Source organism: Aeromonas sp. FDAARGOS 1403, from assembly GCF_019047325.1.
GTDB lineage: Bacteria > Pseudomonadota > Gammaproteobacteria > Enterobacterales > Aeromonadaceae > Aeromonas > Aeromonas dhakensis.
Window position 1 is genome coordinate 4,244,645 of record NZ_CP077249.1, and the last position, 19,737, is coordinate 4,264,381.

Annotated in this window: 14 protein-coding genes; 7 read left to right on the forward strand and 7 right to left on the reverse strand. The window is 64.3% G+C overall.

Annotated features, from left to right (window positions below):
* Window positions 1-26: 26 nt before the first annotated feature.
* From I6L33_RS19415 to grpE, 7 genes are all read right to left on the reverse strand, one after another.
* Window positions 27-1,442: a sucrose-6-phosphate hydrolase gene (locus tag I6L33_RS19415; RefSeq protein WP_216973153.1), complete on the reverse strand. Its 1,416-nt coding sequence runs from the start codon at window positions 1,440-1,442 to the stop codon at window positions 27-29.
* Window positions 1,442-2,806: a sucrose-specific PTS transporter subunit IIBC gene (locus I6L33_RS19420; RefSeq protein WP_216973154.1), complete on the reverse strand. Its 1,365-nt coding sequence runs from the start codon at window positions 2,804-2,806 to the stop codon at window positions 1,442-1,444. The genes I6L33_RS19415 and I6L33_RS19420 overlap by 1 nt, the downstream gene beginning before the upstream one ends.
* Window positions 2,807-2,887: 81 nt before the next feature.
* The gene (locus tag I6L33_RS19425; protein WP_216974151.1) at window positions 2,888-3,844 is read right to left on the reverse strand and encodes an aminoimidazole riboside kinase; all 957 of its coding nucleotides are present in this window, start codon (window positions 3,842-3,844) and stop codon (window positions 2,888-2,890) included.
* Window positions 3,845-3,959: 115 nt separating this feature from the next.
* Window positions 3,960-5,450, reverse strand: a complete 1,491-nt coding sequence (locus tag I6L33_RS19430) for a carbohydrate porin (RefSeq protein WP_216973155.1) — start codon at window positions 5,448-5,450, stop codon at window positions 3,960-3,962.
* A gap of 263 nt (window positions 5,451-5,713) precedes the next feature.
* Window positions 5,714-6,856: a molecular chaperone DnaJ gene (gene dnaJ / locus I6L33_RS19435; RefSeq protein WP_216973156.1), complete on the reverse strand. Its 1,143-nt coding sequence runs from the start codon at window positions 6,854-6,856 to the stop codon at window positions 5,714-5,716.
* 114 nt (window positions 6,857-6,970) lie between these two features.
* Window positions 6,971-8,899 (reverse strand): molecular chaperone DnaK, encoded by a 1,929-nt coding sequence (gene dnaK / locus I6L33_RS19440; RefSeq protein WP_005303009.1) that lies wholly within the window; start codon window positions 8,897-8,899, stop codon window positions 6,971-6,973.
* Window positions 8,900-9,170: 271 nt separating this feature from the next.
* On the reverse strand, window positions 9,171-9,746 hold the full coding sequence (gene grpE, locus I6L33_RS19445) for a nucleotide exchange factor GrpE (protein WP_005303011.1): 576 nt from the start codon (window positions 9,744-9,746) through the stop codon (window positions 9,171-9,173).
* Window positions 9,747-10,012: 266 nt separating this feature from the next.
* Between grpE and nadK the strand changes: the two genes are divergently transcribed.
* The 7 genes from nadK to I6L33_RS19480 all read left to right on the forward strand — a co-directional run bounded on the left by nadK (window position 10,013) and on the right by I6L33_RS19480 (window position 19,722).
* Window positions 10,013-10,897: an NAD(+) kinase gene (nadK, locus tag I6L33_RS19450; RefSeq protein WP_005303013.1), complete on the forward strand. Its 885-nt coding sequence runs from the start codon at window positions 10,013-10,015 to the stop codon at window positions 10,895-10,897.
* Between the two features lie 148 nt (window positions 10,898-11,045).
* Entirely contained in the window at window positions 11,046-12,710 is a 1,665-nt protein-coding gene (gene recN, locus I6L33_RS19455) for a DNA repair protein RecN (RefSeq protein ID WP_211052274.1), read from the forward strand.
* 601 nt (window positions 12,711-13,311) lie between these two features.
* The gene (locus I6L33_RS19460; protein ID WP_211052276.1) at window positions 13,312-14,205 is read left to right on the forward strand and encodes a DHHA2 domain-containing protein; all 894 of its coding nucleotides are present in this window, start codon (window positions 13,312-13,314) and stop codon (window positions 14,203-14,205) included.
* A 378-nt stretch (window positions 14,206-14,583) separates the two neighbouring features.
* Window positions 14,584-15,024 carry a universal stress protein gene (locus I6L33_RS19465; protein ID WP_095592330.1) on the forward strand — a complete coding sequence of 147 codons (441 nt, stop codon included), beginning with the start codon at window positions 14,584-14,586 and terminating at the stop codon, window positions 15,022-15,024.
* Window positions 15,025-15,248: 224 nt separating this feature from the next.
* Complete coding sequence (gene macA / locus I6L33_RS19470) at window positions 15,249-16,412, forward strand: macrolide transporter subunit MacA (protein WP_019840184.1); 1,164 nt, start codon at window positions 15,249-15,251, stop codon at window positions 16,410-16,412.
* Window positions 16,409-18,352: a MacB family efflux pump subunit gene (locus tag I6L33_RS19475; protein WP_117402802.1), complete on the forward strand. Its 1,944-nt coding sequence runs from the start codon at window positions 16,409-16,411 to the stop codon at window positions 18,350-18,352. The genes macA and I6L33_RS19475 overlap by 4 nt, the downstream gene beginning before the upstream one ends.
* Window positions 18,349-19,722: an efflux transporter outer membrane subunit gene (locus tag I6L33_RS19480; RefSeq protein ID WP_216973157.1), complete on the forward strand. Its 1,374-nt coding sequence runs from the start codon at window positions 18,349-18,351 to the stop codon at window positions 19,720-19,722. Before I6L33_RS19475 ends, I6L33_RS19480 begins: the two co-directional genes overlap by 4 nt.
* Window positions 19,723-19,737: the final 15 nt, after the last annotated feature.

Here is a 19,737-nt window from a genome sequence, read left to right on the forward strand (position 1 = left end):
TGACCTCCCGGCAAACTGACACCGGGCTATTGTACAAGGCAGGCCGCCAGCGGCCAGTGATCGAGGCAAATTTTGCTGTCGCCACTGTCACAACGTGCGGAAAGTATTGGGTTTTCACCGGGGAAATAGCGGGTAGACAGGGTCTGGCGACCGCCATCCACGAAACACTCCAGGCTGGAGCTGTCGCACAAGACGGTGATGCTCCCCCCAAGCCAGGGGCAGCCTCGCTCCTCCCACTCCCCGCTCTGCCAGTTCTGCCGGCGCAGGACAAGGCGCCCCGGCTGCCACACCAGCTCGGCCACGGCGCCAAACCCGAGGCGTCCCTCCCCGCTCAAGGCCAGGTCCAGCCAGGCCGAGTCGATGGCCAGGGCTGGCAGCTCGCCCGGCGCCCCCTCGAAGCGAGTCGGCTCCCCCTTCAGCGTCTCTATCTCCGCCACCGGCCGCTGGCAGAGCCACTCATCCTGCCAGACGAGCTCCCGCGGGCAGCTCATCTGGTGGATCCAGCCATGCTCGACGGTGGGCTGGCTCATCTCGTTCTCCTCCGGCAGCCCCAGCCAGGCGAACAGCAGGCGGCGCCCCTGACTGTCCTGGGTGGTCTGGGGGGCGTAAAACTCGAAGCCTCGGTCCAGCTCGTGGAAGGTCCCGTGCACGAACTGAGTGCCATCGAAGTGGCCTGCCAGCCAGCCGCACTGGTAGAGGTTGCGATAATCCTCTCCTTGGGGGTCTATGCCCTGGGGGCAGCTGATCAGCACGTGACGGTCCGCCAGAGGGAAGAGGTCCGGGCACTCCCACATATAGCCAAACTCCCCGAGCCCGCCGCGCCCGCTGCCAGCGATGGGGCCGACCAGCGTCCAGCCATCCAGGGTATCGCCGCGATAGAGCAGCACTTCACCCTTGTCATCCAGGGTGCGGGCCCCCAGCACCATGAGCCACTGCCGACCGTCGTGCCACACCTTGGGGTCGCGCACGTGGCCGCTGTAGCCTTCGGGCAGCGCCAGCACGGGTCCGAGCTTCTCGAAGCCCCCCTTGCCATCGTCACGGGCCAGGCACTGGTAGGCGGTGCGGCTGCCGTCCGGGTATTTGACGTTGCCGGTGTAGACCAGGGTCAGGCGCCCCTGCTCGTCGCTCACCGCCGACCCCGAATAGCAGCCATGGCTCTCGTAGACCTCGGTGGGCAGAAGCGCCACCGGCTCGTGCTGCCAGTGCAGCAGATCGCTGGAGGTGACGTGGCCCCAGCCCTTGTTGCGGTGCTCGCAGCCGAGCGGGTTCCACTGGTAGAAGAGGTGATAGCGCCCTCCGTGCTCGATGAAGCCGTTGGGATCGTTGAGCAGCCCCACCGGGGCTGCCAGGTGCCAGCGGGGCCGATGGGGATCGGCCGCCGCCTTGAGCTGTCCGGCCAGCAGGGACCGGACAACCTGGTTGAGGAGATGGCTCTCTTTCATCACTCCACCTTGTACTTGAGCAGGTAGGAGGCGGCGAAGGCGGCGCCAAAGGCGATCACCAGACCGATGACGTAGTGGATGAGGCTCATGGGCTGGACGATGGCCATGCCCGGAATGCCGGTCAGGCCCACCGCCGTCATGCCGACCTTGGCCGCCACCACGTAGGCGCCGCCGCAGGCCCCGCCGAACAGACCGGCCAGGAAGGGCTTGATGTAGCGCAGGTTGACCCCGAAGATGGCCGCCTCCGTGATGCCGAGCAGGCAGGACATGGCCGCCGGCACGGTAATGGCCTTGATCTTCACGTCACGGGTCTTGAAGTAGACCGCGAGACAAGCCCCCCCCTGCGCCACGTTGGCCATGGCCCAGATGGGGAGCAGGAAGTTGACGCCGATGGCCGGGTTGGCCAGCAGGCCCGCCTCGATGGCGTGGAAGCTGTGGTGGATGCCGGTGATGACGATGAGCGAATAAGTCCCGCCGAACACCAGGCCCGCCAGCCAGCCCGCCTGCTCGTAGAGGGCGCTCAGGCCGAAGGAGATGCCATCCCCCAGCACCCGACCTGCCGGGCCGATAAAGAGCAGCGCCACGAAGCCGGTGAGGATGACGGTGAGGAAGGGGGTGAGGATGAGATCCAGAGCATCAGGGATGCGCTTTCTCAGCTGCTTCTCCAGGTAGGACATGAACCAGACCGCCAGCAGCACCGGGAAGACGGTGCCCTGGTAGCCGATCATGGCCACATCCAGCCCGAAGAAGTCCATGGTCTTGAAGCCCCCCGCCACGCCCCAGGCGTTGGTCAGGGCCGGGTGAGTGAGGATGCCCCCCAGCGTCGCCCCCAGATAGGGGTTGCCGCCGAATTCGCGCGCCGCGGTGAAGCCGATGAGGATCGGCAGTATGATGAAGGCCGCCGAGCTGAACATGTCCAGCATGACGAACAGGGCGCTGTCGGCATTGACCCAGCCGTAGGTGCGCACCATGCCGAGCAGCCCCATCAGCAGGCCGGACGCGACGATGGCCGGAATGATCGGCACGAAGATGTTGGAGAGGGTCCGCGCCAGGCGCTGGGCCACGTTGAGCTTGGCCGTCGCCATGTCGGTCAGCTCCGCCTTGCTGGCGGTGCCGGTGCCGGTCAGGGCCACGAACTCCGCATAGACCTTGTTGACCAGGCCGGTACCGAAGATCACCTGGATCTGGCCGGCGTTGCTGAAGCACCCCTTGACCCCGTCCAGCTTGTCGATGGCGGCCTTGTTCACCTTGCTGTCGTCCGCCAGCACCAGCCGCAGCCGGGTGGCGCAGTGGGCGGCGCTGACGATGTTCTCCTTGCCCCCGAGCAGGGGCACCAGATCCTTGGCTATCGCACTGATATTCATATTCTTCCTCTTATGGCCCGCCGTCGGCGGGCCCTTGTCACATGAGAGTAGGGTCTGTCGCCCTGCGGCTCTAGCCGCGGATCAACAGCCGCTTGCGCCCGATCGCAAAAATTCATCCAGCCGGGTGCGGGTGGGCAGTGCCGTCATGGCCCCCTTGGCGGTGGTAGCCAGCGCCCCGCAGCCGTGGGCCCGGGCCAGGATGGCGGGCAGCTCATCCAGAGCGGGCAGCGAGGTCCGTTCGGCCAGGGCCGCCAGCAATCCGGCGACGAAGGCATCCCCCGCCCCCGTGGTATCGAGTGGCGTCACTTTGGGCCCCACCCACTCCAGCAGCTCGCCACCCAGACGGGCCACCACCCCCCCCGCCCCCCGGGTCACCAGCACCAGGGCCGGGCCTGAAATGGTGGCGAGCCCCGCAGCCAGATCGTCCAGACCGCTCAGCAGCTGCAGCTCCTCCAGCGAGAGCTTGACCACGTCCGCGAGGGCGATGGCCTCGCGCACCACGGGCAGCATCTCGGCCGGGTTGCCCCACACCTCGGGCCTCAGGTTGGGGTCGAAGCAGACCCGCCCCCCGACAGCCTTGATGGCCGCCATGGCTTGCAGACAACTGCCGCGTACCGGCTCGTTGGCGAGCGCGATGGAGCAGGTCAGCAGCCACTGCCCGGCCAGGAAGACCGGCAGATCGGCGGGAGTCAGGAACTGATCCGCGCTGGGCCTCACCATAAAGGTGAAGCTGCGCTCGCCCTCGGCATCGAGCTCCACCAGCACCGTGCTGGTGCGATGAGCCGGATCCTGGATCAAGTGACGGGTGTCGACCCCTTCGCTGGCCAGGGTATCGGCCATAAAGCGGCCGAAGGGATCCGCGCCGACCCGACCGATAAAGGCCGACTCCCCGCCGAGCCGGGCAACGCCCACCGCCACGTTGGCCGGCGCACCGCCCGGACACCTGAGATAGTGCTGCTCCCCTTCCGGGATCAAGTCCACCACCGCATCCCCCATTACCCACACACGATTCGTCACCTTGCTACTCCACTGCTGCATCGGATCGACTGTCAAACCCGGACTCTGTTTTGTTGGCTGGCATTATCAGCTAAACCGTTTTAGCCAACCAACAGATCCCGCCGCCGGCTGCCATTTTTGTGATCGGGATAACGAACTAGAACCAGGTTTCCATCTGCACGCCGAAGTTCCACTCGCCGCCGGCGGTGAAGTTGCTTTGGCCCATGGCATCGGTGCTGGCGTAGTTGTCGAGCTCGGAGGACCAGTCCATCCAGGTGGCGAATACCCGCAACTCGGGCCGCTCGAAGAAGCCGGCGGTCTGCGCCTTGAAGGTGGGGGCGAAGGTGAGCTTGGTGAAGTCGCCGCTCACCGCCTGACGCCCCTTGTAGCCCTTGGGATCGAGATCCATGTACTGCCAGGTGGCCTCGTAGACCAGCTCGACGTTCTGGCTCAGCACCTGGGCCAGCCGGCCATTGAGGGTCACCCAGCGGTACTCGTCCCCCTTCACGTAACGATCCTTGCTCTGCTCCGCCAGCAGGGCCGGGGCGATACGCCAGCGGGGTGCGAGATCGGTGGCGCCAAACACGGCGACCCGCACCGCATCGGCGTCCGCCAGCAGCTCGCTGTCGGAGCCCAGCCCCTTGAGCTCGGCACCCAGGCCGTGGCCATACAGCACGGCCGCCTTGGAGAAGCCGGGGTTGATGCCAAAGAAGCTGTCGGCGTGGTAGGCCAGCAGGGTGTGCGCCCCCTTGTTCGCCGTCTCGCTGCCGGCGCCACCGTCGTTGATGCGCGCCTCGTTGTCCTTGGCCGACAGGCCGTTCAGCATCCACTGCCAGTTGCCGACCCGGTTGTTCATGGTGAAGATGTAGCTCTCGATGTCGGAGAGGCCGCTCGCGCTGATGTCGCCGTAGTCGCGTCCGTAGAGAGAGAAGTTCGCCTTCCAGCTGTCGGCCAGCTGCACGTCGTAGACGCCGCCGCCGGTGCCGGCCAGGAACACCACGTCCGAGTCGAGCCAGTGGATGTCGAAGTTGTCCCGATCGAAGCGCTTGCCCGCCCACAGCACAGCATGCTTGAAGGGACCGTCGAAGCTCGCCAGATCGCCGATCTCGGCAAACACCTGGCGGGTATTGAGGCTGGAATCGCTGGCGGTCCAGTCGTTGCTGGTCTCCACCCCGTCCGCCAGCATCAACTTGTAGCGGGCCCAGCTGCCATCGGCGAAGGTCTGGGTCTTCAGCAGGTTGGCCTCCATGTAGGTGTCATCCTCGTTGCCAAGACGACCCACGGCGCCACCCACCGAGCCGGCCGGGGTGATATAGGGGCCGCCGCGACCGCCGTTGCCATTGCCGTTGACCAAGAGGCCCGAGCGGGCATAGCCGTGAAACTCGAAACCCTGGGTCCCGGCGGTCTGCTTGTCCACCTTCTCGCTCTGGGCCTTGGCCACCACGGCCGTCTCGCGGGCTTCGTTTGCCTTGCTCTGGGCCTCGTCGGCCCGCGCTTCGGCGGCGGTGGCGCGCGCCTCGGCCACCTGCACCCGTGCCTCCAGCGCCGCCAGACGGGCCTCGATACCGCCATCCGCCGCCCACAGCGGGCTGCTCATCCCCAATCCCAGCGCTACCGCCAGCGCCAACTTGTGCTTGCACATCGTCATCGTCCTCACCTGTCATCTGTCGCCCGGTCGGGCCTGTTGTTATCGACGACGAGAGCATAGCTAAACCAATTTAGCCAACTCAATACATCAGCTAAACCGTTTCAGCTCAAGTGTGAGCGGGATAACATTCGTACAGCAGGAATTGGCGGAAGTTGTGAGGAAGATCCCTCATCGGGATCCACTCAATAAGCGGGGATCTTGCTAAAGCTGGGGCAAAAAAAGAGCCGGCACAGGGCCGGCTCTTGATATCTGGGTCGCGAACATCAGCTGGTCAGATCGTCGAAGAAGCGTTTCACCCCTTCGAAGAAGCCTTCCGATTTCGGCTTGTGGGTCTTGGCGGCGGCGCCGCTGAAGGACTCGTCCAGCTGGCGCAGCAGCTCTTTCTGGGACTCGGTCAGCTTGACCGGGGTCTCCACCACCACCTTGCACATCAGATCCCCTACCTGGCCAGAGCGCACGGACTTGACGCCCTTGCCCCGCATGCGGAACATCTTGCCGGTCTGGGTCTCAGGGGTGACCTTGAGCTTGACCCGGCCATCCAGGGTCGGCACTTCGATCTCGCCGCCGAGGGCTGCCGCGGTAAAGCTGATGGGCACTTCGCAGTAGAGGTTGTTGCCGTCACGCACGAAGATCTCGTGCTCCTTGACGTGTACCTGTACGTACAGATCGCCCGCCGGTGCGCCGGCTTCCCCCGCTTCCCCTTCACCGGAGAGGCGGATGCGATCGCCGGTATCGACGCCAGCCGGGATCTTGACCGACAGGGTCTTGGTCTTCTGGTAGCGCCCTTCGCCATGGCACTTGCGGCACGGATCCTTGATGATCTTGCCGCGGCCGTGACAGTGGGGGCAGGGTTGCTGCACTGCAAAGAAGCCCTGACGCATCTGCACCTGGCCGGAGCCGTGGCAGGTCGGGCAGGTCTGGGCAGAGCTGCCGGTGTGGGCACCGGAGCCGTTGCACACTTCGCAGTGGACCAGAGTCGGTACCTTGATCTCCTTGGAGACCCCGCGCACCGCCTCTTCCAGGGTCAGCTCCATGGTGTAGCGCAGGTCGGAGCCACGGGCCGGGCCGCGACGGCCACCACCACGGCTGCCACCGAAAATATCGCCAAACACGTCGCCGAAGATGTCGCCGAAATCGGCGCCACCGCCAAAGCCACCGTGGCCACCGCCACCCTGGCTCTGATCCACGCCGGCGTGGCCGTACTGGTCATAGCGGGCACGCAGGTTGGCATCGGTCAGGATCTCGTAAGCTTCCTTGACCTCTTTGAACTTCTCTTCGGCACCGGCATCCCCCTGATTGCGGTCAGGGTGATACTTCATGGCCAGACGCTTGTACGCCTTCTTGATCTCGCGCTCGTCGGCATCTTTCGATACCCCCAGCACTTCGTAGAAATCGCGCTTCGACATACTTATCCTGTTGCTATATCAGCAGTTACGCAGACGGGCGTTGGTCACCCAACGCCCGTAAATTCATAGAATCAAGCCGATGGGCGAAGCGGACTTCGCCCATCTGGGTCGGGCTTATTTCTTGTCGTCTTTCACTTCTTCGAACTCGGCGTCGACCACGTCGTCGTCAGCCTTGGCGGAAGAGGAGGACTGACCGGCGTCAGCACCGGCGGCGCCTTGCGCCTGAGCCTGCTGCTGGGCAATCTCCATCAGCTTCTGGGACGCTTCCAGCAGTGCCTGCTGCTTGGCCTCGATAACGGCCTTGTCGTCGCCCTTGATGGCGGTTTCCAGCTCGCTCAGTGCAGCTTCGACCTTGGTCTTGTCGTCGGCAGGCAGAGCTTCACCGGCTTCGGTAACCTGCTTGCGCACGGAGTGGACCAGACCATCAGCCTGGTTGCGGGCCTGCACCAGCTCTTCGAACTTCTTGTCCTCGGCCGCGTTGGCTTCGGCTTCACGTACCATGCGCTCGATCTCGTCATCAGACAGACCAGAGGAGGCCTGGATGGTGATCTTCTGCTCCTTGTTGGTCTCCTTGTCTTTGGCGGAGACGTGCAGGATGCCGTTGGCGTCGATGTCGAAGGTCACTTCGATCTGCGGCAGACCGCGCGGTGCCGGACGGATGCCTTCCAGGTTGAACTGGCCCAGGGACTTGTTGTCGCTGGCGCGCTTGCGCTCACCCTGCAGCACGTGAATGGTCACGGCAGACTGGTTGTCTTCGGCAGTGGAGAACACCTGGGACTTCTTGGTCGGAATGGTGGTGTTCTTCTCGATAAGCGCAGTCATCACGCTGCCCATGGTTTCGATACCCAGAGAGAGCGGGGTAACGTCCAGCAGCAGTACGTCAGTCTTGTCACCGGACAGAACGGCACCCTGGATGGCTGCACCCATGGCCACGGCTTCGTCCGGGTTGACGTCTTTGCGCGGCTCTTTGCCGAAGAACTCGGCAACTGTCTTCTGAACCAGCGGCATACGGGTCTGACCACCCACCAGGATGACGTCGTCGATCTCGCCAACCGCCAGACCGGAGTCTTTCAGGGCGACGCGAACCGGCTCCAGAGAGTCCTTCACCATGTCTTCCACCAGGGATTCCAGCTTGGCGCGGGTCACCTTGATGTTCATGTGCTTCGGACCGGTGGCATCGGCAGTGATGTACGGCAGGTTGACGTCGGTCTGCTGGGCGGAAGAGAGCTCGATCTTGGCTTTCTCGGCGGCATCTTTCAGACGCTGCAGGGCCAGCTGGTCGTTGCGCAGGTCGATGCCCTGCTCACGCTTGAACTCGTCTACCAGATAGTTGATGACGCGGTTGTCGAAGTCTTCACCACCCAGGTGGGTGTTACCGTTGGTCGCCAGTACTTCGAAGGTGGTTTCGCCTTCCACTTCGTCGATCTCGATGATGGAGATGTCGAAGGTACCGCCACCCAGGTCATAGACGGCAACCTTGCGCTCGCCCTTGACCTTGTTGACGCCGTAGGCGAAAGCCGCTGCAGTCGGTTCGTTGATGATGCGTTTTACATCCAGACCGGCGATGCGACCGGCATCCTTGGTAGCCTGACGCTGGGCGTCATTGAAGTAGGCCGGTACAGTGATGACGGCTTCGGTGACCGGCTCGCCCAGGTAGTCTTCGGCGGTCTTCTTCATCTTTTTCAGCACTTCGGCAGAGATCTGCGGCGGTGCCATTTTCTTGCCTTTCACCTCGACCCAGGCGTCGCCGTTGTCGGCCTTGGCGATGGCGTACGGCATGATTTTCAGGTCACGTTGTACTTCGTCATCTTCGAAACGACGGCCGATCAGACGCTTGATGGCGAACAGCGTGTTCTTCGGGTTGGTGATGGCCTGACGCTTGGCCGGCTGACCAACCAGGATTTCGCCGTCATCGGCATAGGCAATGATGGACGGAGTAGTACGGTCGCCTTCCGCGTTCTCGATCACGCGAGCATGGTCGCCATCCAGAATAGCGACGCAGGAGTTGGTAGTACCCAGGTCAATACCGATGATTTTACCCATTTGACGAATCTCCAAATACTTTGAATAAACTGGCGAGGGGCTCGCCTTAATGCGTTAACGGCTAGGTGGGGCCTGCCAATCTGGCTTTCAAGCTCCCGGCATCAAATTTTTTGTGCCGCCGTGGCCTTGCATCCTATATGGGGTCGCAAGTGGCCACTTCAAGCCCCGCCCTGCAAAAACCCCACCTTTTGTCATGGCCGGGCCATGACGCACCGCAGGGATACACAACAAAAAGCCCGCCAAGCGGCGGGCCTGGGCATCAAGCACCGACTCAGTCGACGGCCTTGGATACCATGACCATGGCCGGACGGATCACGCGACCGTTCAGCTCGTAGCCTTTCTGCATCACGGCGATGACGGTGTTCGGCGCCACGTCGGCACTCGGCACCATGCTCATCGCCTGATGGGCGTTGGGGTCAAACGGCTGGTTGGTCGGATCCAGCGCCGCCAGACCGAACTTGGCCACGCCGCTCTGCATGGATTTCAGGGTCAGCTCGACCCCTTCGATCATCGGCTTGAGGGCGTCGTTTTCCTTGTCGGCCAGCTCGATGGCGCGTTCCATGTTGTCCAGCACCGGCAAGAGCTCGGCGGCGAACTTCTCCAGCGCGAACTTGTGCGCCTTCTCCACGTCCTGCGCCGCGCGACGACGCAGGTTCTCCATCTCGGCGACGGCACGAATGGCGCGCTCGCGCTCTTCGGCAGAGGCTTGCTGGGCAGCTTCCAGCTGCGCCTCCAGCTCGGCAATGCGGGCCTGCTCGGCTGTCACTTCACTGTCTACATCGGTCGGCTCGACTGGCTGGGCTTCCACTTGCTCCATCGCTTCAACCTTTTGTTCTTCGTGGTTCATGACATCTCCAATTGCGGGTTACTTATGAGGGCCCGCTCTCCGGTTGCGCGACCGGACGGCAACGGGCCGACTATGTTGGCGCTATTATGGGGATGGATCCCCGGCTTTCAAGGGGAAAAGGGCGCCATTATCGCCAAGGAGGTGACGCGACAAGCAATTTACGGTGTTTTCCCGCCCCATGGCGCAAGCGGACACGCCGGCAGCAGACAAATCCCCCCCAAAGCGCGGTATACTCCCCCCAATACTCATCCCAGACCCGACAGACCATGGATTCTCCGTTCAAAACCATCGCCCTGATTGGCAAGCCCCACCACGAAGGGGCCAACCAGACCCTGACCGGCCTGCATCAATACCTGACCACCCGCGGTTTTCGGGTGCTGGTAGAGAGCCGGGTGGCCCACGCCCTCGGCATCATGGACGAGAACGTGATGGATCTGGTGCAACTGGGCCAGCAGGCGGATCTCGCCATCGTGGTCGGTGGTGACGGCAACATGCTGGGGGCGGCGCGGGTACTGTCGCGCTTCGACGTGGCGGTGATCGGGGTGAACCGGGGCAACCTCGGTTTTCTCACCGATCTCTCGCCGCAGGATTACCTGCTGCCGCTGGAGCAGGTGCTGTGCGGCCACTACAAGAGCGAGCATCGCTTCCTGCTGGAGGCGGCGGTCTATCGCCACGGCGAGCGCAAGTCCAACAACCTGGCGGTCAACGAGGCGGTGCTGCACCCGGGCAAGATCGCCCACATGATCGAGTTTGAGGTCTACATCGACGGCAGCTTCATGTACAGCCAGCGCTCGGACGGCATCATAGTGGCCACCCCTACCGGCTCCACCGCCTACTCCCTGTCGGCGGGCGGCGCCATCCTCACCCCCAAGCTCAACGCCATCACGCTGGTGCCCATGTTCCCGCACACCCTGAGCAGCCGCCCCATCGTGCTGGACGCCGACAGCGAAGTGCGGCTGCTGGTCTCACCGGACAATCAGGACGACGCCATGCAGGTGAGCTGCGACGGTCAAGTGACCCTGGCGGTCCACCCGGGGGACGAGATCCTCATCAAGAAGAGCAGCCACAAGCTGCATCTGGTCCATCCGCTGGATTACAGCTACTTCCACGTGCTGCGCAACAAGCTCGGCTGGGGCAGCAAGCTGTTCTGATCCCCAGCCCTGCACTCCATCTCTCTCACAAAACGGCCCCTAGCGCGGGCCGTTTTGCATTCCGTCCCGCGGTGACATCTTTACTGTGTGGAAAACCAGTATATACTGGATGCATACACAGTAATGTTGGCCCATACAGGATGAGACCATGCTGACCCAGCTGACCGTCAACAACTTCGCCATCGTCAAGTTTCTCGAACTCGATCTGCAACCGGGCATGACCTGCATCACGGGTGAGACCGGGGCGGGCAAATCCATCGCCATCGACGCCCTGGGCCTGTGCCTGGGGGAGCGTGCCGAAGCCGGCATGGTGCGACCGGACAGTGACAAGAGCGAGGTCAGCGCCCGCTTCCTGCTGGACGGCAACCCGGCCGCTCGCGCCTGGCTGGCCACCAACGAGCTGGAAAACGAAGGGGAATGCATAGTGCGGCGGGTCATCTCCGCCGAGGGGCGCTCACGCAGCTACATCAACGGCGTGCCCGTGCCCCTCACCCAGCTCAAGAACCTGGGCCAGCTGCTGGTCAACGTCCATGGCCAGCATGCCCACCAGATGCTGCTCAAACCCGATTACCAGCTCGCCCTGCTCGATGGTTACGCCGGCCACCATCTGCTGCTCGATGAGGTGCGCCGCCACTACCAGCAGTGGCGCCAGCTGCAGAACGAGCTCAACCGGCTCAAGGCCGAGCAGCAGCAACGGGAAGCCCGCCGCCAGCTCATCGAATACCAGGTACAGGAACTGGATGAATTTGCCCTGCAACCGGGGGAGTTTGAAGAGATTGAAGAGGAGCATCAGCGCCTGGCCAACGGCACCGAGCTGATGCAGGAGTGCGGCGCCTGTCTGGATCTGCTCTATGACAACGAGGAGACCACCATCGCCGGTCTGCTGCAGACTGTCGTCGATCGGGCCGAGGGGCTGGTCGCCATGGACTGCCGGCTGGGCGACGTGCTCGGCATGCTCAACGAGGCCCTGATAGGAGTGCAGGAAAGCCACAGCGAGCTGCGCAGCTACCTGGACCGGCTGGAGCTGGATCCAGAGCGCTTCAACGAGCTGGAGAGCCGCCTCTCCAAGGCCATCAACCTGGCCCGCAAGCACCACGTCAAACCGGCCGAGCTGACCCTGCACCATCAGGAGCTGGCCGCCGATCTGGCGCGCCTCAACTCAGACGAAGAGCGGCTGGAGGGGATGGAAGACGAGCTGGCCGAGGCCCGCCAGGCCTTCGTGCAGGCCGCCGAGGCCCTGAGCCAGAGTCGCCAACGCTATGCCGAAGAGCTCGGCGCCAAGGTGAGTGCCAGCATGCACGAGCTGGCGATGCCGGACGGCCGCTTCGCCATTGAGGTGCGCCCCGATGCCCAGAGCAGCCTGTCACCGCTCGGCATCGACCGGGTGGAGTTCATGGTCACCACCAACCCGGGCCAGCCCATCCAGCCGCTCGGCAAGGTGGCCTCCGGCGGCGAACTGTCGCGTATCAGCCTCGCCATCGTGGTGATCAGCGCCCGCAAGATCTCGACGCCGACCCTGATCTTCGATGAAGTGGACGTGGGGATCAGCGGCCCGACAGCGGCCGTGGTAGGGCGCCTGCTGCGCCAGCTGGGGGAATCGACCCAGGTGATGGTGGTCACCCACCTACCCCAGGTCGCAGGAAAGGGGCACCAGCACATGGTGGTGAGCAAGCACACCGACGGCAAGACCACCGAAACCCAGATGCAGGCGCTGGATCAAAGTGCCCGTCTCAACGAGCTGGCCCGTCTGCTGGGGGGCGATCAGATCACCGACAACACCCTGGCCAACGCTCGCGAACTGCTGGCCTGCTGAGGCAAAGGTCAGCCATCTGCACGCGGGGCCCACGTTGAGGATCAGGTTCCCCGCGTAACCCCGCCTGCTGGTGACGGCGGTTTGCTGCGCCGCGGCGGGTGCATCATCACCATGCCGCCGTTGCCGCATTCTGGAGAGCTCACCCCCCGAGAGATCACTTTCTGGCGGTTTGAATGGTCACGGCCTGCCTGGCCGGATCGAAGCCTCATAGCCTCTCGCTCATACCGAGACGCGGCCTAATCTCTTTGCTTGCCCATCCCCCTATCCACCTCTTGCAGCGTGAACCTTGCGGCCATGGGAGATCCCCCGATGCTTGCCACACAGCTATCTCCTTCCGCTTGTCTCCCTGTCCGAGTTTGCCTCCCTGCCCTAATCTGCGACCCTGGTCTGCCTCCCTACCCAGCCCCAAGGCGATTCAGCAGCAGGAGTGAGCGCCCCTTTTACAACAGGGTCTCGCCCGCCGCAGAGCGGCCTGCGCCGGTTGCCATCAGTGGGGACGGCGCATAGAGTGAATCCAGAGCAGGGCAAGCCCCCTGTTTTCCCATTTGCCCCGCATACCTGATCTTGCCTCAGGTACGTCATCAACCGCAGGAATGGCACCATGCTCCACGTGTTTGGTCACAAGAATCCCGACAGCGACAGTATCTGTACCGCTCTGGTGGCTGCCGACTGGCTCAATCGTCAGGGTCGGGCGGCCCAGGCCTATGCCCTCGGTGAGCCCATCGCCGAGACCCGCTTCATTCTGGAAACCGCCGGCGTCGCCGCCCCGCCCCTGCTGCAGGGCAGCGTGGCCAACAAAGAGGTGTTCCTGGTGGATTTCAGCGAGCTGGAGCAGGGGCCGGATGGACTGGCAGAGGCCGACGTGCAGGGCCTCATCGACCACCACCGCATCGGCACCCTCATTACCCGTGGGCCGCTCGATGCCTGGATCCGGGCCGTGGGTTGCAGCGCCACCGTGCTGCTGGAGCTGATGGGTTACCATACCCTCTCCCGCGCCCAGGCTCGCCTGCTGCTGGGGGCCATCATCAGCGATACCTTCAGCCTCACCTCGCCCACCACCACGGCGCGCGATCGCGCCGCCGTCCATGCCCTGCTGCCGCTGGCGGATCTGGCGCTGGAGCCATTTGCCCAGACCCTGCTGGAGCGCCGCACCCAGCTCGGTGACGCCCCCATGGCCGAGCTGCTCGCCGCCGACGAGAAGGCGTACCGGATCGCCGGTTACCAGCTCTATGTCAGCCAGATCTGCGTGATGGATCCGGGTCAGCTGCACAGCCGGCAGGCGGAGCTGGAACAGGCCATGCAACTGCGGCTGGCAGAGGATGGGCTGGATGCCTATGTCCTGATGCTGACCGACCTGGCTCAGGGGGGCAGCCAGCTCCATTTCGCCAGCAACGGCATCCTGCCCGCCCACCCCATCCAGCTGATCGGCGCCGTCAGTCGCAAGAAAGAGGGGCTGCCCTGGCTGACGAGCTATCTGGCAGGCAAGCCACTCTGACGCTGACCCGGCGAGCCCCGCTTCACGCCGGACTCGCCGCTCTGCTCACCCGTCCCACCCACTCTCTTGTTATCTTGTCGTCTGCCAGCCAACACCCTCCGGCATGGCTCCAGAGAGGGGCCAATCCCTGCTTTGCTCACACTTTTGACGGCTCGCACGTCATTTGCCCACCCAGCCCCGCTTTTCCTTCATTTTCCATTCAACTCAGTCTGTTATGATGATGTAAACGAACATGCCCTGGCGCTGCCTCACCGACACCCGCTGACGCCTGCAGCCACAGGGACAGGTTCGTGCTATGCGACACATAGCGGGTACACAGTGATATGGGACAGGCCGTTTGTCCCTGGTGGCCCGCACCATGCCAAGGGAGAACTGCTTATGACCTCAACCAATATCGTGCTGTTGCTGGAAGGCAAGGATTACGAGCAGGAGACGCTGGCCAAAGCGAGCCAATTGGCACAAGGAATGGGGGGCGAGCTCACCCTGCTGCACCTGACCCACAGCAGCAAGATGCGCCGCAACAGCCTGTCGCTGTCGGAAGAGGAGCGCAGCGCCCAGGGTACGCTGGACGCTAAGGCCATCATCAGCGAGCTCATCACCACCCTGCAACACCCGGTGGATTACCAGTGCCTGGTGGTCGATGACGTGGTGCCTGACCTGAAACGCTGGCTGGCCACTCACCCGATGGATCTGCTGCTGGTCGGCAGTCGCCACCACTGGATGGAGGGCTCCCTGGCCCGCCTGCTTATCTACAAGCTGCCGCTCGACATCCAGATCTGCCACGAGCCCTACGCCAAACAACTCAAGGCCGTCGGCTGACGACCGGCCCCCGCCGACTCAGGCCGGGTACCCGAATGACCTCCCGCAGCGGGCTTTTTCGCCCGCTGCCCCCTACCCCGTCTGCTCGCCAGGAAGCCCGGCCAGGGCACGCTAGTGACAAGACTATCTACATGTTTTCTTACATATTCATCACTGTTTTTTGAGCCTCGTTTGCTGCAGGATGTTGCCCTTGCACGCCTTCGTTCGCTTCTTTCAGGTGAAAAATGAACATCACTACCAAGCAGAGAAAAATTGCCCTGCTCGCCCTTGTGCCCGTGCTCGCCATCGGCTGGTTGGCCTGGCCGAGCAAGGCACCCGAGCCGGTACTGACCGCCGAGGTGACCCGCCAGGACGTAGAGCAGACCGTACTGGCCAGCGGTGTGTTGCAGGCCATCGAGCAGGTAGACGTCGGTGCCCAGGTCTCGGGCCAGGTCACCTATCTGGCGGTAGAGGCAGGTCAGAAGGTCAAGCAGGGAGACCTGCTGGCCGAGATCGATCCGCTGATCGCCCAGAACAACCTCAAGACCGCCGAGGCGGATCTCGCCAGCCGCCGCGCCCAGCTCAAGATCAAGCAGGCCCAGCTCAAGCAAAACGAGCTGAGCTGGCGTCGTCAGCAGCAGATGTTCAGGCAGGAGGCGAGCTCGCGCGCCGATCTGGAGAGCGCCGAAGCCCAGCTGGCCGTGACCAGAGCCGAGCTGCAGGGGGCATTGGCTGAAGTCGACAATGCCCAGATCAAGGTGGAGCGAGCCAAGACGGAGCTCGGCTACAACCGCATTCAGGCGCCCATGGATGGTACCGTCGTCAGCATAGTGACCCGCCAGGGGCAGACCCTGGCCGCCAGCCAGACGGTGCCGACCCTGCTCAAGCTCGCCAACCTGGAGACCATGACGGTCAAGGCGCAGATCTCCGAAGCGGACGTCACCCGGGTCAAGGCCGGCATGCCGGTCTATTTCACCCTGATGGGGGATCCGGACACCCGCTACCACGGCACCCTGCGCACCGTCGAGCTGGCCCCCACCAACATCAATGAGCAGGCCACCAGCACCACGGCCACCAACAACGCCGCCGTCTACTACTACGCCCTGTTCGACGTGCCCAACCCGGATCACACCCTGCGGGTCGCCATGACCACCCAGGTCACCATAGTGCTCGGCGAGCGCAAGCAGGTGCTGACCATTCCGCAGACCGCCCTTGGCAAGAAGCTCGGGGAGAACGAGTACGAGGTCACCCTGCTCAAGGAGGATGACCAGAAGGAGACTCGCCGCATCAAGACCGGCATGAAGGATGACATCAAGGTGGAGGTGGTCAGCGGTCTGAGCGAACAGGAGAAGGTCACCCTGAACCAGGGTTCGCCGGTCAGCGGCAATGACGTGGAGATCATGCTGTGAGCGAGCCTCTGATCCAGCTCAAGGGGATCGAGCGGCGCTACCAGAGTGGAGAGCAGGAAGTGACCGTGCTCCATCCCCTCGATCTCGCCATCGAGGCGGGAGAGATGATCGCCATCGTCGGCGCCTCCGGCTCCGGCAAGTCGACCCTGATGAACCTGCTCGGCTGCCTCGATCGGCCGAGCAGCGGCCAGTACCTGTTCCGCGGCCAGGACACCGCCACCCTGGACGCCCTCTCCCTCGCCAGGCTGCGCTGCCACCACTTCGGCTTCATCTTTCAGCGCTACCACCTCTTGCCGCACCTCAATGCCGCCGCCAACGTGGAGATCCCGGCCGTCTACGCCGGCACACCGCGAGCCGAGCGCCAGGCCCGCTCGCAGGCACTGCTGGCGCGACTGGGGCTCAGTGAGCGCAGCCATCACACCCCGAGCCAGCTCTCCGGCGGCCAGCAGCAGCGGGTCAGTATCGCCCGGGCGCTGGCCAACGGCGGCGAGGTGATCCTGGCGGACGAACCCACCGGGGCCCTCGACAGCCAGAGCGGCAAGGAGGTGATGGCCATCCTCAAGGAGCTGCACGCCCAGGGCCACACCATCATCCTGGTGACCCACGACATGGAGGTGGCCAGCCACGCCGACCGGATCATCACTCTCAAGGATGGCCGGGTGCAGGAAGACAGCGGCCGCAAACCGGCCGCCGCCCCCGTGACCCCGACCGCCGCCCCCGCCGGCAAGGAAGGGGCAGGCCACGACTGGGATCGCTACCGGGAAGCGGCACGCATGGCGCTGCACGCCATGCTGGCCCACCGCATGCGCACCTTCCTCACCATGCTCGGCATCATCATCGGCATCGCCGCCGTGGTGAGCGTGGTGGCGCTCGGCCAGGGGGCCCGTGCCAAGGTGATCGACCAGATCAATGCCATGGGCACCAATACCATCGACATCTTCCCCGGCAAGGATTGGGGGGACGAGAAGGCCGCCAGCATCCAGACCCTCAACAAGCGGGATCTCGACGCCCTGCTCGGCCAGCCCTACCTGGAAGGGGCCAGCCCCCAGATCGCCGCCTCCGGCCAGCTGCGCTATCGCAACAAGACCAACAGCGGCAGCATAGTCGGGGTCGGCAGCGACTTCTTCCGGGTCAAGGGGATGAAGCTCACCAACGGCCGGCTGTTTGACGAACGCGACATCCAGAACCGGACCGCGGTGGCGGTGGTGGACGGCAAGACCATAGAGAGCCTGCTCGGCAAACAGGATCCCGTCGGCCAGGTGGTGCTGGTCGGCACCCTGCCGGTGCGCATCGTCGGCGTGGTGGAAGAGGAGACCGGGTTTGGCCGCAGCGGCCAGTCGGTGAACGTCTGGCTGCCCTACAGCGCCGTGATGAGCCGCCTCATCTCCCAGAACCACTTCAGCCAGCTCACCATCCGGGTCAAGGACGGGGTGCAACCGGCGCTGGCCGAACAGGCCGCCATCGAGCTGCTGACCCAGCGCCACGGGGTGAAGGACTTCTTCACCTTCAGCAGCGACAGCATCATCAAGTCGGTGGAGAAGACCACCGCCACCATGACCCTGCTGGTCTCCGCCATCGCGGTGATCTCCCTCATCGTCGGCGGCGTCGGGGTGATGAACATCATGCTGGTGTCGGTGGTGGAGCGCACCCGCGAGATCGGCATCCGCATCGCGGTCGGTGCCCGCCAGTCGGACATACTGCAGCAGTTTCTGATCGAAGCGGTGATGGTGAGCCTGCTGGGGGGCATGCTCGGGGTGGGGGTCTCCCTCTTCATCGGCCTGCTCTTCTCCCTGTTCGTGGAGAGCATCCAGATGCACTTCTCGCTCTTTTCCATCCTGATGGCGTTTGGCTGTTCCTCGCTCATCGGGATCCTGTTTGGCTATCTGCCCGCCCGCAATGCCGCCCGGCTCGATCCGGTCGAGGCGCTGGCGAGGGAATGACGATGTACCACTTATCCAAACTGGGGCTCTGCCTCACCCTGGCGCTCGGCCTCGGCGCCTGCAGCCAGCAGAGCAGCTATCAGCGGCAGGAGCTGGCATTGGCCGACCACTGGCAGCAGCCGGAGGACGGTCTCACCCGCCAGCTGGCCGGCCCCTGGTGGCAGGGCTTCCACGATCCCGAGCTCAATCGGCTGATCGAGGCCGTGCTGGCTGCCAACCCGGACATGCAGGTCGCCGGCCTGCGCCTGCGCAGCGCTCTGCTCAGTGCCGATCTGGCCGACACCAACCTGACCCCCTCGGTCGATGCCAGCCTCGGCGGCAATGGCACCAAGAATCTGAAGAGCGGCAAGAGTGAAGGCAGCATGGGCCCCTCCCTGACCCTCGGCTACGAGGTGGATCTGTGGGGCCGGCTCGCCTCGGTGCGGGATCAGGCGAGCTGGGAGGCCGAGGCGTCCGCCCAGGATCTGGCCGCCACCCGCCTGATGCTGATCGGCAAGGCGCTCGAGCAATATTGGCAGCTGGCCTACCTCGGCTCGGCCATTTCCCTGGGCCAGCAGCAGCTCGCCAACTATGAGCGCGCCGAGCAGCTGACCCAGGCCAAGTACCGGGCCGGCGCCGTGACCCGGCTCGATCTGGTGCAGGCCAGCCAGCAGAAGGCCGGCAAGCAGGCGGAGCTCAGCTCGCTCCTGATGCAGCAGGAGCAGGCCCGCAACGCCCTGCGCCTGTTGCTCGGTCGCAGCAACGGTCCGCTGGCATTCGAGCCCAAGGCGCTGCCGACGGCCGCCATCCCCACCCTGGCGGTCGGCATTCCGGCCGATGTGCTGGCGCGGCGCCCCGACGTGCGCGCCGCCGAGCTGCGCCTGCGCAAGACCCTGGCGAAGGGGGACGAGATCCGCACCGGTCTCTACCCCACATTGAAGCTGACCGGCGGCGCTAGTAGTAGCTCGGATACCCTGACCCAGGTGCTGCAAAACCCGGTGGGTACCCTGGGCGCCTCGTTGGCGCTGCCCTTCCTCGAGTACAACAAGACCCGGCTCGCCATCGCCGGCGCCAATCTCGATTACCAGATAGCCGAAGCGGAGTTTCGCAAGCAGCTCTATGGCGCACTGGTGGAGGTGGAGGATGGTCTGACCGCCCGCCACCACGGCGAGCAGCGCCTGAGCTACCTGGCCGAGCAGCTGGACTTTGCCAAAGAGGCGGAGCGGCTGGCGAGAGCCCGCTACCAGGCCGGCGCCACCGGGGTACAACCCTGGCTGGATGAACAGAACCGGCTGTGGGACGCCGAGCTCGCCCTGCTCGGCCAGCAGAAGGAGCAGCTCAACACCATGGCCAGGATCTACAAGGCGCTGGGGGGCAGCGATCGCCCCTGAGCCAGAGCCCCCCCT